The 14,846-nt window shown below is 66.0% G+C and carries 13 protein-coding genes and 1 pseudogene; 3 read left to right on the forward strand and 11 right to left on the reverse strand.

The features are described from left to right. Positions 1-115: 115 nt before the first annotated feature. From ACP97_RS11710 to ACP97_RS11755, 10 genes and pseudogenes are all read right to left on the reverse strand, one after another. Positions 116-1,474, reverse strand: coding sequence for a ferritin-like domain-containing protein (locus ACP97_RS11710; protein WP_049997988.1), 1,359 nt, complete (start codon positions 1,472-1,474; stop codon positions 116-118). Between the two features lie 184 nt (positions 1,475-1,658). Then, positions 1,659-2,564, reverse strand: coding sequence for an ornithine carbamoyltransferase (argF, locus tag ACP97_RS11715; RefSeq protein ID WP_049997989.1), 906 nt, complete (start codon positions 2,562-2,564; stop codon positions 1,659-1,661). Next, entirely contained in the window at positions 2,561-3,631 is a 1,071-nt protein-coding gene (locus ACP97_RS11720) for a [LysW]-lysine hydrolase (RefSeq protein ID WP_049997990.1), read from the reverse strand. The genes argF and ACP97_RS11720 overlap by 4 nt, the downstream gene beginning before the upstream one ends. After that, positions 3,628-4,764 (reverse strand): aspartate aminotransferase family protein, encoded by a 1,137-nt coding sequence (locus ACP97_RS11725; RefSeq protein ID WP_049997991.1) that lies wholly within the window; start codon positions 4,762-4,764, stop codon positions 3,628-3,630. Before ACP97_RS11725 ends, ACP97_RS11720 begins: the two co-directional genes overlap by 4 nt. Next, positions 4,761-5,597: pseudogene (locus tag ACP97_RS11730) on the reverse strand (acetylglutamate/acetylaminoadipate kinase); the annotation flags it as partial. The gene ACP97_RS11725 and the pseudogene ACP97_RS11730, both read right to left, overlap by 4 nt. Beyond that, positions 5,594-6,631, reverse strand: coding sequence for an N-acetyl-gamma-glutamyl-phosphate reductase (gene argC, locus ACP97_RS11735; RefSeq protein ID WP_049997993.1), 1,038 nt, complete (start codon positions 6,629-6,631; stop codon positions 5,594-5,596). The gene argC and the pseudogene ACP97_RS11730, both read right to left, overlap by 4 nt. Positions 6,632-6,650: 19 nt before the next feature. Beyond that, positions 6,651-7,523: a lysine biosynthesis protein LysX gene (gene lysX / locus ACP97_RS11740; protein ID WP_049997994.1), complete on the reverse strand. Its 873-nt coding sequence runs from the start codon at positions 7,521-7,523 to the stop codon at positions 6,651-6,653. A gap of 2 nt (positions 7,524-7,525) precedes the next feature. Further along, positions 7,526-7,690: a lysine biosynthesis protein LysW gene (lysW, locus tag ACP97_RS11745; protein WP_049997995.1), complete on the reverse strand. Its 165-nt coding sequence runs from the start codon at positions 7,688-7,690 to the stop codon at positions 7,526-7,528. A 155-nt stretch (positions 7,691-7,845) separates the two neighbouring features. After that, positions 7,846-9,339, reverse strand: a complete 1,494-nt coding sequence (gene argH, locus ACP97_RS11750) for an argininosuccinate lyase (protein ID WP_049997996.1) — start codon at positions 9,337-9,339, stop codon at positions 7,846-7,848. Position 9,340: 1 nt separating this feature from the next. Next, positions 9,341-10,600 carry an argininosuccinate synthase gene (locus ACP97_RS11755; RefSeq protein WP_049997997.1) on the reverse strand — a complete coding sequence of 420 codons (1,260 nt, stop codon included), beginning with the start codon at positions 10,598-10,600 and terminating at the stop codon, positions 9,341-9,343. Between the two features lie 264 nt (positions 10,601-10,864). Here ACP97_RS11755 and ACP97_RS11760 point away from each other — a divergent pair, with 264 nt between their 5' ends. Beyond that, complete coding sequence (locus tag ACP97_RS11760; protein ID WP_049997998.1) at positions 10,865-11,368, forward strand: 2'-5' RNA ligase family protein; 504 nt, start codon at positions 10,865-10,867, stop codon at positions 11,366-11,368. Positions 11,369-11,373: 5 nt separating this feature from the next. Here the strand turns inward: ACP97_RS11760 and ACP97_RS20455 are convergent, their stop codons facing one another. After that, positions 11,374-11,544, reverse strand: coding sequence for a DUF7556 family protein (locus ACP97_RS20455; protein ID WP_202593604.1), 171 nt, complete (start codon positions 11,542-11,544; stop codon positions 11,374-11,376). Between the two features lie 190 nt (positions 11,545-11,734). Between ACP97_RS20455 and ACP97_RS11765 the strand changes: the two genes are divergently transcribed. Together ACP97_RS11765 and ACP97_RS11770 are read left to right on the forward strand one after the other, a co-directional pair. Then, positions 11,735-13,633 (forward strand): ABC transporter substrate-binding protein, encoded by a 1,899-nt coding sequence (locus ACP97_RS11765; protein ID WP_049997999.1) that lies wholly within the window; start codon positions 11,735-11,737, stop codon positions 13,631-13,633. A gap of 151 nt (positions 13,634-13,784) precedes the next feature. Beyond that, positions 13,785-14,846 (forward strand): ABC transporter permease, encoded by a 1,062-nt coding sequence (locus ACP97_RS11770; RefSeq protein ID WP_049998000.1) that lies wholly within the window; start codon positions 13,785-13,787, stop codon positions 14,844-14,846.

The following is a 14,846-nucleotide window of genomic DNA, read 5'->3' on the forward strand; positions in this document are numbered from 1 at the left end:
CCCTGCCGTCCACTCACCACCGACGACCATATGTGCTTGGGTGGGAGTCACGAGCATGGCCTTCGTTCGCCGCCGCACGAACCCGAAAAACACCGCAACAGCGTCGGCCGTGGAGTCACTGGGGCGTGACGGTCACCCTGATGACCTCGCTGGCGTCTGGGATGTCGAAGTCTGGATGGCGCTCGGCGGCCAACTGCACGGGTTCGTCCTCCGTTGGACCGACGTCCATCGCCTCGGGATCCTGGACGGGTTTCTGGTCCGGGCCGGTCCCCGGCGCGGTGTCGGCCTCCGTGCCGGCGTCGTAGAGTTCGACCGCGCTCGTGACGTCGCCCGCAATCGGCTGGTCGCCGTCGAATAGGGAAAGTCCGTCGAACGTGTAGAACCAGTCGTTGGACTGGACGAACATCGTTTCGAAGGTGAGATGTTCGCCCGGCACGGCGCTGAACGCGAACTCGACGGACTCGCCCGGACCCAAGGCTGGAGTCTCCAGCGAACCGCCCGGTGAGGGCGCGACGCCGCTCTCGGTGACGTTCTCGGCGTTCGCTAGCGTCCCCGCCAGTTCGTCCGGGAAGCCGTCCTCGGCGACGATTTCGGTGCCCGCGTTCGCGGCCTCGCCCGGCGTGAACGCGGGATTGTCGCCCGTGAAGACCGCCCAGACGGGTGGCGAGAGCGGGACCGCACCCATCGCGCGGTCGGTGTCGAGCGTGCTCGGCCGGGAAACGTTCTCGACGCTGACCGAGAACATCCGCCCGCCACCGCCGTCCGCGCCGACGACGAACTGGTTGGCGATACCGAGCACTTCGTCCATCGTCCGCGCGGGGTTGAACGCGTTCGGCGCGGGCCGCTGGAGGTCGAGCAACCGGAAGTAGGTCGCGTGGTTCGCTTCGACGCTGTGAATGCTGAGCGCCGGCGGAATCAGGTCGGGATTCGAGAGCAGCGGCGCAGCACCCGCGTAAGCCGAGACGCCGACGGCTTCGAGGCGGTCGGCGAGTGCGACGAACTCCTCGATGGTCTCGTAGGGGAACTCGTATTCGGCGGCCTCGACTGGGGTGCCGCCGAGGTCCTCGATGGTTTCGGTGAGCGCGTCGACGTGGGCCTCCTCGTGGTCGCGCACGTCCTCGATCTGCTGGTAGACCGAGTAGCGAAGGGTCGGCCGCGCGAAGTACCGCGCCACTACCGAGCCCTCGACGTCGCTTTCGGAATGGTTGGCGAGGAAGTCGTTGTAGAACGCCGCTTCGAGGTGTTCGAGCGCCAGCGCGTAGTTCAACACGTCGACGTCGCTCACGTCGCCGCCATCGCCGTCCTCACTGCCGCTCCGGGCCGCCGCAGTTCCGCCGAGGGCCGACAGGGCCAGCGCCCCGCCACCCACCGTCGCCGCGTCGGTCATGAACGATCTGCGCGAGCGAACGAACTCGCTTGCCCGCCCGAAGACGGACGGACTGTCGGTACGGTTGGAGTCGTTTCGTTTCGTCATGGTTTTCGTGTGCGGTGACACACGGGTTCGACTGCACTGCCGGCCTAAATAGTAATTTTTCCAAGTATTCACTCCGTCCGGCGTGCGTTCGGGGTCACTCTCTCGTGATTTCGCGTTCGTATCCGTAACAACGTGGCATATAGCGAGACGAAACCGCACGCGGGACGATCACGTCCGGCTGGCCTCACAGCGCGCCGCACAGGACGGCCAGCAGTCCCTTCTGGGCGTGCAGGCGGTTTTCGGCCTGTCGCCAGACGAGCGTGCGGTCGCTTTCGAGGACTTCGTCGGTGATCTCCTCGCCACGGTGGGCGGGCAGGCAGTGCAGCACGCGCGCGTCGGTCTCCCCGAGCAACTGCTCGTTCAGCTGAAAACCACCCTCCTCGAAGGCGGCGCGCTTTTCGTCCCCACCCTCCTCGCCCATGCTCACCCAGACGTCGGTGTAGACCGCGTCGGCATCGGCGACCGCCGCCGTGGGGTCGTTCGTAACTGTGGGCCGCGCGCCGAGTTCCGCTGCTCGCTCCAGCACACTCCCGTCGATGCCGTAGTCGTTAGGTGTCACCACCGTGAGGTCGATGCCGGCGAGCGCACAGCCAAGCACGAACGATTGGGCGACGTTGTTGCCGTCGCCGACCCACGTCACCCGCGAGTCGAACCCGACCGTCTCGCGGATCGTGAGGAGATCGGCGAGCGTCTGGCAGGGGTGGGCGTCGTCGGTCAGGCCGTTGACGATGGGGATGGTGGCGTGGGCAGTGAGCGTTTCGAGGTCCTCGTGATCGAACAGCCGGACCATCGCACAGTCGACGTAGCCCGAGAGCGTGCGCGCGGTGTCCTTCAGCGGTTCGCGCTCGCCGAGCCCGATGTCGTCGGGTCCCAGAAAGATGGCGTGGCCGCCGAGTTGGGTCATCCCGGTCTCGAAGGAGATGCGAGTACGGGTGCTCGGCTTCTCGAAGACCATCCCGAGTGTCTGGCGTTCGAGCAGCGATTCGCGCTCGCCACGGCGTACCTGCGATTTGAGTTCGCTCGCCGTGTCGAGCACCGTCGCCAGCTCGCCCGCCGAGAGGTCGTCGATATCGGTGAAATGGCGGGTCATGCGTCCTCCGTGATCCGATTCGCGACGGTACAGAGCACCTCGATGCTCCTGTCGAACTCGGCGAGCGGGAGGCGCTCGTCGGGCGCGTGATCGAAGTCCGAATCGCCCGGGCCGTAGGTGACCATCGGGCAGTCCCAGGCGCGATAGATGTTCATGTCGCTCGTCCCCGTTTTGCGGAGACTGCGCGGCTCGCCGTCGGCCTCCCGGATCGCCGCCCGGAACCCGCTCGCAAGGCCGGAGCGGGGAGTCGTCATCACGGGGTCGACGCTGTCGTGCCAGCGCACAGTTCCAGTATCGAGTTCGCCGTCGGCCATCTCGCACACTTCGTCGACGGTGAGGTTCGGCGGTACGCGCAGTTGCACGTCCATCGTCGCCTCGACGGAGAGCCCGTCGTCGCTCACGCCGCCCGCGATGGCATTGATTTTCGGCGTGACGCGCTCGAAGACGGGCGTCCACTCCTCGCCGTCGTCGGTCACGGCCGCCTTCACCCGCGCCCACCACTCCATCGCGTCCTCGATGGCGTTGTTCTCGGGTCGGGAGGTGTGGCCGGACTCGCTCGTGGCGACGTAGGTGCCCGCGAGCAGCCCCCGATAGCCGAAGGTGACGCCGTTCCAGCCCGAGGGCTCGCCGTTGACCACGGCTTCGGGAGGCTCGCGTGTCGAAACGAGATGGCGCGCGCCCTCGGAGTCGGTCTCCTCGCCGACGACGCCCGCGAAGCTCACGCCCGTGCACACGGCCGCGACCGCCATCGCCACCAGCGGACCGGTCGCGTCGACGCTGCCGCGTCCCCAGAGGACTTCTTCGCCGCCTTCCTCCTTTTCTTCGACCCGGACCGGGATCTCGCCGGGCACGGTGTCGATGTGGGAGGTCAGTAGTACGGCGTCGTCAGCGGGCGCGCGGACGTTGCCGACCGCGTCGATCGTCGCCTCGCGTCCGTGTGCTTCGAAGAAATCGACGAGGCGCTCCGCACAGGCGCGCTCCTCGCCGGTCGGCGACGGGGTTTCGACGAGCGAGACGAGCAGGTCGCGCGCCTGGCTCGCCGAAACGGTTGCGACGCTCTCGCTCACGACTCCCCTCCGAGCACGGTTTCGAGCGCGTCGACCACCCGATCGGCGTCCGCTTCGTCCATCACCAGCGGCGGGAGCAGCCTGACGACCGATCGGCCGGCCGGCAGCGCCAGGATCGAGTGGTCGAGCGCGAGGTCGCGGAGGATTCCGTTGGCTCCGCGTTTCACCTCGATACCGACCATCAATCCCATGCCCCGGATCTCGCGGACGTCGTCGCCGACCGCGGCTCGGAGTTCGGTTTCGAGGTAGTCGCCCATACGCTCGGCGTGAGTGGGAACTTCCTCCTCGACCAGCGTCGAGAGGGTGGCCTCGATGGCGGCGCTCACGACCGGGCCGCCGCTGAACGTCGAGTTGTGTGAGCCGTGGCTCTCGGCGATCCAGTCGGCACAGAGCGCCGTGCCGGCGGGCAGACCGTTCGCCAGCCCTTTCGCGGTCGTGAGAATATCGGGAACGACGCCCTCGTGCTCGCAGGCCCACAACTCGCCCGTGCGCCCCATTCCGGTCTGCACCTCGTCCAGGATCAGGGCTGCGCCCGCCCGCTCGGTGTGTTCGCGCGCCGCCGCGAGATAGCCCTCGGGCGGGCGATTGATGCCGCCCTCGCCCTGAATGGGTTCGAAGATTAGCGCGGCGGTCTCGTCGTCGACCGCATCCGCGAGCGCCGCTTCGTCGCCGTAGGGGACGAACTCCACGTCGCCGATCAGCGGCTCGTAGGGGTCGCGATACTCGCTGTTCCAGGTGATCGCGAGCGCACCCATCGTCCGCCCGTGAAAGCCCTGCATCGTGGCGACGATCTTCGAGTCGCCGGTGGCGCTCCGGGCGAATTTTAGGGCTGCTTCGTTCGCTTCGGTACCCGAATTGCAGAGCCAGACGTTCTCCAGCCCGTCGGGTGCAGCGGCTTCGAGTGCCGCGTTCGCCCGCTCGCGCGCCGCGACGGGATAGGAGGCCTGGACGAACGTCAGCCGCTCCAACTGTTCGCGAGCCGCCTCGGTCACTGCTGGATGGGTGTGGCCGAGCGGTGTGCAGGCGTAGCTCGCCCCACAGTCGAGGTATTCGTCGCCGCTCTCGCCGTAGAGGTGAACGCCCTCGCCGCGTTCGAGGCGGATCGGTTTTTCACTATGGACGAAGCCGCTCATGCCTCGACCTCCCCGAGCACGCCAGGCAGGAGCTGCGTCCCGCCGCCGTCGAGCGCCGCCCGGATGGGATTCTCGGCATTGGCGTCGGCGACGACGACCGACGCCGCACCGCCCGCGAGCGCCTCTTTGGCCGCCATCACCTTCTTGCCCATGAATCCTTGCGCAGCGCTCTCGACCCGTTCGAGTTCTTGAGGTGTTGCCGCCCGCTCGATGAGCGTCTCCGGGTCGTCCGGGTCGTCGAGCACGCCCGGCACGTCGGTCAGCACCACGAGGGTCGCGTCGAGCGCGCCGGCGACCGCTGCGGCTGCGCGATCGGCGTCGGCGTTCACAGGAGTACCGTCGTCGGCGATCATGGGTACCGTCACGACTGGCGTATAGCCGTTAGCGAGCAGCGATTCGAGCAGGTCGTCGTTGACCGATTCGATCTTCCCCGAGTGTTCGCCGCGGCGGATCTTCGTCTTTCCATCCTCGACGACCTTCACCGCGGACTTCCGCGGGCCGGTGAGCAGGCCGCCGTCGACGCCCGAGAGTCCGAGGGCGTCCACACCGTCCGTCCGCAACTGCGCGGTCAGGTCGGTGTTCAGCTTTCCGGGAAGCACCATCTCGAAGACCTCCATCGTGCGTTCGTCGGTGAACCGCCCGACGACGCCGCGGGGCGTCTCGACGTATTCCGGCTCCTCGCCCAGTTCGCCGAGCGTCTCGTCGACCGCCGTCGACCCGCCGTGGACGACGACGCACTCCTCGCCCTCCTCGACGAGCGCCGCCACGTCCGCGACGGCCCCGGCCGGGTTCACCGCTCGCGCGCCGCCGACCTTCACGACCACTGTCATCAGGGTGCCCCCACTGGATGCAATCCCTGAAAGTCGAGCCCGGCGGTCTCCTCGAATCCATGGGCAACGTTCGCCGCGTGGACGGCCTGACCCGCGGATCCCTTCATCATGTTGTCGATAGCCGAAAACACGACGATCCGCTCGTTGCTCGGATCGAGCTCGAACCCGACCTCCGCGTAGTTGGTGCCCGCCACTGCCTTCGGTTCAGGGTAGCGATACACTCCCGTGCCGCCGGCCACGAGCCTGACGAACGGTTCGTCGTCGTAGGTCTCGCGGAACGCACCCCAGAGATCGCCCTTGGTGACTGGCTCATCGGGGAAGACGTGACAGGTCGCCGCTGCGCCACGGGTCATGTCGACCGCGTGGGCGCTGAAGGCCGTCTCACAGCCGAACTCGGCCTGGATCTCGGCCTCGTGGCGGTGGCCCGTCGGCGCGTACGGTCTGACGACGCCCGAGCGCTCGGCGTGCGAGGAGGCCTTCGAGCTTCCGGCACCGCCCTCTGAGGAGCCGACCTTGACGTCCACCACCAGCTGCTCGCTCCCGTCCAAAATTCCCCCGTCGAACAGCGGCGCGAGGCCGAGGATGGTGGCGGTCGCGTTGCAGCCACCCGCCGCGATCAGCGACGCGCCCAGCAGTTCTTCGCGGTTGCGCTCGGGGAGCGCGTACACCGATTCCTCCAGGAGTTCGGGCCGGCTGTGGCCGTCGTACCACTCGTCGTATTCGGCCTCGCTATCCAGTCTGAAATCGGCGCTCAGATCGATGACCGTGTCAGCCGCTTCCCGGAAGGCGTCGATGTGTTCCATCGACACGCCGTGTGGGGTTGCGGCGAACAGCACGTCGACGCCCTCGAGATCGGTCGGTTCGCTGAAGCGCACGTCGAGTTCTCGGAGGTTGGGATGCACACTACCAAGAGTTTTGTTTGCGTACTCGCGGCTGGTCGCCTGTGCGACCGTGAACTCCGGATGCGCATGGAGAAGGCGCAGCAGTTCGCCGCCGGTGAACCCGCTCGCGCCGACGACGGATGCGGTGTGGCTCATTTCGTCCTCGTGACCGCCGTCATGCGGGGACCTCAGCGGGTTCGGCGCTCTTCGCCCTCGTTTCGAGCCAGTCGACGACTTTTCCGGGGACGTCGACGTCGGCGACACCGTCGAGCGCCTTGAATTCGACCGTGTGATTCACTTCGTGGACCGTGTAGGAATCGCCCGTCTCCATCAGGTCCACACCCAAGAGTCCGCCACCGACGGCTTCGCTCGCGCGGGCGACGAGATCGCGCGCCTCGTTGTCGAGTTCGAATCGTTCCGTTTCGGCACCCTTCGCCGCGTTCGTGAGCCAGTGGTCCGAGGAACGGACCATCGCCGCGACGGGTTCGCCATCGGTCGCCAGCACGCGGATGTCGCGGCCGGGTTTTGCGACGAACTCCTGGATGTAGAACACCTTGTGCTCGTAGTGGCCCAAGGTGGCCTTGTGTTCCAAAATCGCCTCGGCCGCACTTCGCGAATCGATCTTCGCCATCAGGCGGCCCCATGAGCCGATGACGGGCTTGAGGACGCAGGGATAGCCGAACTCCTCGATACACTCCATCGCGCTCTCCTTGGTGAAGGCGACCTCCGTGCGCGGGGTGGGCACCCCGGCTCCCGCGAGCGCGAGGCTGTTCTTGGCCTTGTCGGCACAGATGTCGGCGGTCGCGGGATCGTTGATCACCGGGATCCCGTAGGCCGCGAGGAACTGCGTCGCGTACCGGCTCCGGCTGGTCGCCAGACACCGATCCACCACGAGGTCCACGTCGGCGAGTGCCGCCGGCGGCTCCGAGAGGCCGAAGCGCTGGTCGCGCACGTCGACTTTCACGACCTCGTGGCCGCGCTCGCGGAGTTCGGAGAGCAGGAGCTTCTCGTCCTGCCTGATGCGCGAGTAGAGGACGCCTATCTTCACGCTTACTCCCCCCAGTCTTCCTCGAGCTCGGGGGCCGTTTCGAGCACTACTGGCTCGGTGTCGACCACCTCGAGCTCGCCGCCGCAGGTGCCACAGTCGATAATTTCGCCGGTTTCGACGTCGTCGTGCAGGGACAGTTCGGCCCCACATTCGGGACAGTTCGCCATTGTGTCCCCACCTCACCTGGGAATCCGCTTAAACCCTTCGAACCTGTTCGATATTTTACAAAAAGTGCAGACGACTCTCGACGTCGAAATCGGGCGGTTCGCGCGTTTCGTCGGTATCGACGAAGTGAAATGTTCCCCCTCGCGGGGGCGGTCGTTCAGGCATATTCATCCACCTCCGCTTCGAGTGCGCGCTCGGCCGTGGCGAGTCCCTCGCGACGCTCAGCAAGCAACTCCTGATCGTCTTCGATCCCGTCTTCCATCTCGTCGAGTACCGCCGCGACCGCACTGGGTGCGGGCCCGCCGACCGAATCACGACTCGCCACGCTCGCATCCGGGTCGAGCGCCGCCTCGACGGCCTCGTGCTCGACGTACGCCGAAAGCGAGTCGTCGAGCACTTCTTGGGCTGCTGCCTCGACGGCCGCGTAGTCCGCACCCTCCTCGGCCGCGCGACTCGCGGTTTCACCGCTCGTCCTGTCTGCGGCGCACTGCGCCGCACTGGCGACTATTTCGTGCGCCGTGCGGAACGGCACGCCGTGCATTGCGAGCAGGTCGGCGACGCCGGTCGCGGTCGCGAACCCGTTGCCTGCTGCGGCGGCCAGTTCGGACTCGTTCCAGGATGCGGTCGCGACCGCGCCCGCAGCGACCTCCGTCGCGGGGACGACCCCATCGATGGCGCTCCAGATATGCGGCGTCGCTTCTTGGAGGTCGCGGTTGTACGCCCGGGGAAGGCCTTTGAGCGTCGTCAGCAAACCATTCAATCCGGCGCTCGCGGTCCCGGCGGAGGCCCGAACGAGTTCGAGCGTGTCGGGGTTCTTCTTCTGGGGCATGATGGAGGAGGTCGAGGCGTAGTCGTCGTCGATTTCGACATACTCGTCGGTGGCAAACTCGACGAGATCGGTTGCGAGTCCCGACAGCGTCACCGAGAGGGTCGCCAGCGCGCTCGCTGCCTCGACGAGGAAATTCCGCGTCGAGACCGCGTCCATCGAGTTCCCGAGAACCGCATCGAACCCGAGCAGGTCGGCGGTGCGCTCGCGGTCGATGTCGAACGGTGTGCCCGCGAAGGCCGCCGCGCCGAGCGGCGAGCGGTTCGTTCGATCGTAGGCTTCGAGAAGGCGATCGGTGTCGCGTCCGAGCGCTTGCGCGTACGACGAGAGGAAGTGGCCCACGGTCGTGGGCTGGGCGGGCTGGCGGTGCGTGTAGCCAGGCATCGTCGTTTCGGCGTGTGCGCGCGCCGCCTCGACCAGCGCCTCGCGGAGCACGAGCGTTGTCTCGCTCGCATCGAGAAGGTCCTCGCGCAGGCGATACCGGATGCATGTCGCCACCTCGTCGTTGCGGCTCCGGGCGGTGTGCATCCGCCCGCCCTCGTTCCCTGTCCGCTCGATGACCGCTGTCTCGATGGCGGCGTGGATGTCCTCGCCGTCGAGCGCTGCGTAGCCCGTCGCTTCGACGTCGGCGAGCGCATTCAGGATCGTGCTCGCGCTTTCGTCGTCGACGATTCCTTGCTCCGTGAGCATCACGACGTGTGCACGATCGACTGCGAGGTCCGCTTCGAACAGCCGTTCGTCCGCGTCCATCGAGGAGAGAAAGCCACGGGCGGGGCCGCCGCTGAAGCGCTCGCGGCGTACCACGTCGCCTCCCTCCTCGCTCATTTCAGTTTCCTCCGCTCTCGTCGTTCACGCCGCCGTCGGCGGCCGCTTCCGGCGTTTCGGCCTCGTCGATGACCTGTCCGGCCAGCCGCGACTGGAAGCCGTGGTACTTCGCCACGCCGGTGGCGTCGTTCTGCTTGATGCCGCCGCCGACGTCGGCGGTGTTGAACGAGGCCGCCGACGCCGAATAGACGCCGTAGGGACTCTCGCGGCCCACGGGTCTGGCCTGCCCGCCTTCCAGTTTGATCGTGACGGTGCCGGTGACACGCTCCTGAGTCGAGTCGATGAACCCGTCGAGCGCGTCGACCAGCGGCGCGGCGAGCAAGCCCTCGTAGGCCTTTTCTGCCCACTCGTGGTCGATCTGTGCCTTGAAACTGCGCTCCTCCTTGGTGAGCACGAGCGATTCCAGGGCTTCGTGTGCATTGAGAAGCACCGTGGCCGCGGGATGCTCGTAGTTCTCCCTGACTTTGAGCCCGAGCATCCGATCTTCCATCAGATCGGTGCGCCCGACGCCGCGTGCGCCCGCAACCGCGTTCAACTGTTCGATGAGGTCGATGGCTCCGAGCTCCTCGCCATCCAGCGCGACCGGACGGCCCTCCTGGAACTCGATCTCGAGCAGTTCGCTTCCTCCTTCAGGGGGCTGCGTCCAGTCGTAGATCTCCTCCGGCGGGACGTACGAGGGCTCTTCGAGATCGCTCCCCTCGACTGAGCGGCTCCAGAGGTTGGTGTCGATGCTCCACGCGCCGCCGTCGCCGCCTTCCACAGGCAAATCGCGCTCGGCGGCGTACTCCTGTTCGGCCTCGCGGGTGAGACCGAGTTCGCGCACGGGCGCGATCACGTCGAGATCGGAAGCGCGCCAGACGGTCTCGAAACGGAGCTGGTCGTTGCCCTTGCCCGTGCAGCCGTGGGCGAGCGCGGAACAGTCGTTTTCGAGGGCAGTGTCGAGGATGGCCTGCGCGATGACGGGTCTGGCGAGCGCGGTTCCCAGTGGATAGCCCTGGTAGGTGGCGTTCGCGCGGACGGCATCGAGACAGGTCTCGGCGAAGGCCTCGCGCGCGTCGATCACGTGGTGTTCGAGGTCGAGCGCGGCGGCGGTCGCCTCTGCCTCGTCGAACTCGGCTTCGGGCTGGCCGACGTCGACGGTGACGCCGACGACCTCGTCGAAGCCGTACTCTTCTTCGAGGATCGGGACGCAGACGGTCGTGTCGAGCCCGCCGGAGAAGGCGAGCGCGATGCGGTCGGAATCGGATGTGGGTTGTGTCATTGGTGTGATGTGGCTCGGATGATTCGCCCAGCGAACCCTTCGGGTAGGCTGGAGAGCGTATCGAATCGGCTGGGAGAGAAGTGTATGCGGGCCTAGAGGCCCGGTCGTCGCGGTCGAAGCGCACACGCGCCGGCAGCAGGCGAACCGGCGAGGCGTGTCGTCATGTGAGATTCGTGGACGGGCGGACTATTAAACGCTTCCGGGTCGGCAACGTTTGCAGCCGCCGACCGCTACCGTCATCCCTCCTGCCCGCCATCGGTCGGCGTGTTCAGCCTCAACGTGCCGGTTCCCGGTCGGGTGAAGCGAGTCGCCGCCGACCTTCACCCCCGGCTGGCGGCTTTCGAGCGCGTGCGCGAGCGCCACTCGCTGGTCTGCAAGCGCTTCGAGTCGACGGACTACGACCGCCTCTCCAAGCGCACACGACGGGCGCTCGACGGCGCACCGGCGGTCGCCGCGCGTGTCACGGGCATCGAGAGTTTCGACGATCCGGTTCGTGGCCCCGGACCGGTCGTCTATCTCGCCGTTTCGAGTCCCGGTCTCGTGGCCATCCACGAGCGCCTCGTCGACGAGTTCGGCGCGATAACCGGTCTCGAAGGCGGCGCGTACGTCCCCCACGTCACCCTCGCCCGTGGTGGGAACGCCGACCGGATCGAGGAACTCTGTGCGCTCGTCGACGAGCCGATCGAATGGGCCGTCTCGGAACTCCACTTCTACGACGCGAGACACGACGAGCGCGCCGGTACCCTCCCGCTACCGCTGTCGTACTGAGAAGATCACTGCCAGTCGGCGAGTGTGGCCGCCTCGGCGAGCGGAAGCGAGAGCCACGCGTCGTCCCGTGAGATATCGGCGATGACGAACCGCTCGACGCTGCCGTCGTCGTCGACCGAGGCCATGACGTCCTCCGCGGAGCCGGCTGTCGACACAGCGGCCGTATCTGGCGTCATACTATGTGAGTACATACCACCGATATATAAACTCACCGGACCGCCATCGGTATCCTTCCCGGCGCGGATATAAACTCCGACCGCCGGCGCTCGTGTGGCTCCCGTAACCGTGGGAAACCGCAACATGGAGGTGGTATGGCGGGCCGTAACACAAAACTTATGCGCATACGGCAAAACTCCTCCAATTGGAATGAAAGACGATAACAGACAGACGCGGCGTCGGTTTCTCAAGACCACCGGCGGCGCGGCCGGAGCGCTCGCGCTCGCCGGCTGTACCGGTGGCGGTGACGGTGACGGCGGCAGCGGTGGCGGTAACGGCTCCGGCGGTGGAAACGGCAGCGGTGGCAGCGGTAGCGGCGGCGGTGGAAACGAGAGCGGTGGTCAGCAGACCCAGCGCAACATCGAGGGCGACCCCTCGAAGGTGCTCCAGCGGATCAACAGCACTATCACGACGCTCGACCCGGTCGAGGCGACCGACGAGGCCAGCGGGTACGTCAATCAGCAGCTCTACGACATGCTGATGAACTACCCGGACGGGAAGGCCGACCCGAAGAAGGGTCTCGCCAAGAGCTTCGAACTCTCCGACGACAACACCACCTACACGTTCACACTGAAGGACGCGAAGTTCCACAACGGAAAGGACGTCACCGCACAGGACGTCATCTACTCGTGGGAGCGCCTCGCGGCCTCCGCGAACTCGAACCGGAACTACTTCATCCTCGATTCGCTCGGCGTCAAACACGAGACAACGACCAAGGACGGCGAGGAGGTATACAAACCCGGTTCGCTCGCGCTCAAGGCCAAAGACGAAAAGACCCTCGAAGTCACCCTCTCGGCACCGTTCCACGCGGCCCAAGAGATGATGGCGTACAACTCCTTTGCGGTGCTCCCCGAGGGTATCGTCGGCGACATCGAGGGCTACGACGGCGAGATGCCCCAGCAGAAGTTCTCGACCAGCAACCCCGTCGGCGCGGGTCCGTTCAAGTTCAAAGCCTGGAACTCGGGCACCGAAGCCGAAGTCGAGCGCTTCGACGGCTACCACGGCGGGAAGGCCTCGATCGCCGGCGTCCACTGGCAGATCATCGAGAAGGCGTCGCCATCGTACAACTACGCGATGAACAAGAACGCCGACGTCTTCGGGATCCCGACCTCCCAGTACGACCCGAGCAAGGTCAACGTCCAGCGCGGTCCCGACGACCTCGGACGTGAGTTCGGTACCTACGGCGACGTCCGCAACGGCTCGACGCTGCAGTACCTCGCGGTCCCCGAGATCAACACCTACTACGTCGGGTTCAACATGGCGAAGGTACCGAAGCCGGTGCGACAAGCGTTCGCCTACGCCGCGAACCAACAGCAGTTGACCGACCAAGTGTTCAAGGGCCGCGGCGACCCGGCCTACCACCTCACGCCGAAGTCGATCTATCCGGGCGGCGGCGCGAAAGCCTACGAGAAACACGCCAAACAGAACTATCCCTACGGCTACAACAAGAGCCAGCTCCAGAAGGCCCAGCAGGTCATGAAGGACGCGGGCTACGGGCCGGACAACCGGTTCACCCTCCAGTGGACCCAGTACCAGGACGACACGTGGCTCTCGCTGGGCAAACTGTTCCGTGACCAGCTATCGAGCGCGTTCATCGACATGCAGATCCAGCAGACCCCGTTCTCGACGCTCACCGAACGCGGTCGCAGCGGGAAACTCGAAGTCTACACGCTCGGCTGGATCGCCGACTGGCCCGCCCCGGACAACTTCCTGCAGCTGCTCAACCCACCCCAGACCGATACGTCCTCGGACGCGCCGATCTCGTATCTCAACTGGAAACCGGACAACGGCGACGCGGCACAGAAGGCGACCAAGGCCTACGAGACGGTCACGAACAATCAGGCACCGACGAAGCAGGCCCAGCAGGCCCGCAACGAGGCCTACGTCAAGATGGAGGAGGCCAACTGGGAGGACGTCGGCTTCCTCAACCTCTATCACAGTCTCGGTGAGCGCTTCGCGTACAACTGGGTCGACATCCCGCCGTACGGCGGCATGGGCGACAGCCGCCAGAAGTACAACGACGTGAAGATCGCAAAACAGCGCCAGTAATCACCGCCATTCGGGCGTGTGGTGGCGTTTTCGACGTTCGACGGCGTTCGTTCGCGGCGAGTTTCGCCCGAACCCAAACGAAAGATATAATGAATCCACATCACATACGAGAGCGTAGCATGAGAGCTAGTTTCGCGGGGCCAATCGCTCCATGAGTCGCTGGAACTACTTCCTCAGGCGACTCGTGCTTTCGATTCCGGTCATCGTCTTCGGGACGACCATCGTGTTCATGCTCGTCCGGCTGGGTCCCATCGACCCGGCGGCGGCCATCGTCGGGATGGGCAACCCACAGGGTATCGAACGCATTCGGCAGAACCTCGGGCTGAACGAACCGCTCTGGCAGCAGTACATCGATTTCATGGTCAACATGTTCACCTTCGACCTCGGCCAGTCGTGGGTCATCCAGCCCGGGCGAGACGCCTATAGTCTCGTCGCGAGCTACGCACCCCGAACGATCTGGCTCGGCTTCTGGTCGGTCGTCATCGCGCTGTTCGTCGGCATCCCGCTCGGCTTCTACGCGGGACTCAACCCGAACACCTTCGGGGATTACTTCGCCTCGTTCGGCGGGATCGTCTGGCGGGCGATGCCGAACTTCTGGCTGGCCATCATCCTCGTGAGCGTACTCGTCCAGTCCCAGGACATCCTCTTCGGGTTCAACTGGTCGAACTGGCTCGTCACGACGGACATCCTGACGCCGCCGAACCTGAGTTTCCTCTCGACCCCGATCGAAGCCATCACGAACCCGATCGACTGGTGGCTCTCGACGGGGGCGAACGGCTCGTTCCTCGCGGCGCTGAAACAGATCGCCCCGGCGGCGGTCGTGCTCGGATCGGCCTCGATGGGCAACGAGATGCGCATCGGCCGGACTGCCGTCTTAGAGACGATCAACTCCGACTACGTCGAGACGGCGCGAGCCAAGGGCGTCTCCGGGCGGAGCCTCGTCTGGAAACACGTCTTCCGGAACGCGCTCATTCCCTTGGTTCCGATCATCACCGGCGAGGCGTTCCTCCTGCTCGGTGGGTCGGTGCTCGTCGAGACGGTCTTCGCGATCAACGGCATCGGCTACCTGTTCTATCAGGCGGCGCTCAACGCCGATCTGCCGCTGCTGGGCGCGCTGATGTTCATCTTCATCCTGATCACCGTCTTCACGAACATCCTGCAGGACCTGCTGTACACGCTGATCGACCCGCGCGTCGGCTACGAAAGCGAGTAA

This window comes from Halococcus sediminicola (assembly GCF_000755245.1).
Lineage (GTDB): Archaea > Halobacteriota > Halobacteria > Halobacteriales > Halococcaceae > Halococcus > Halococcus sediminicola.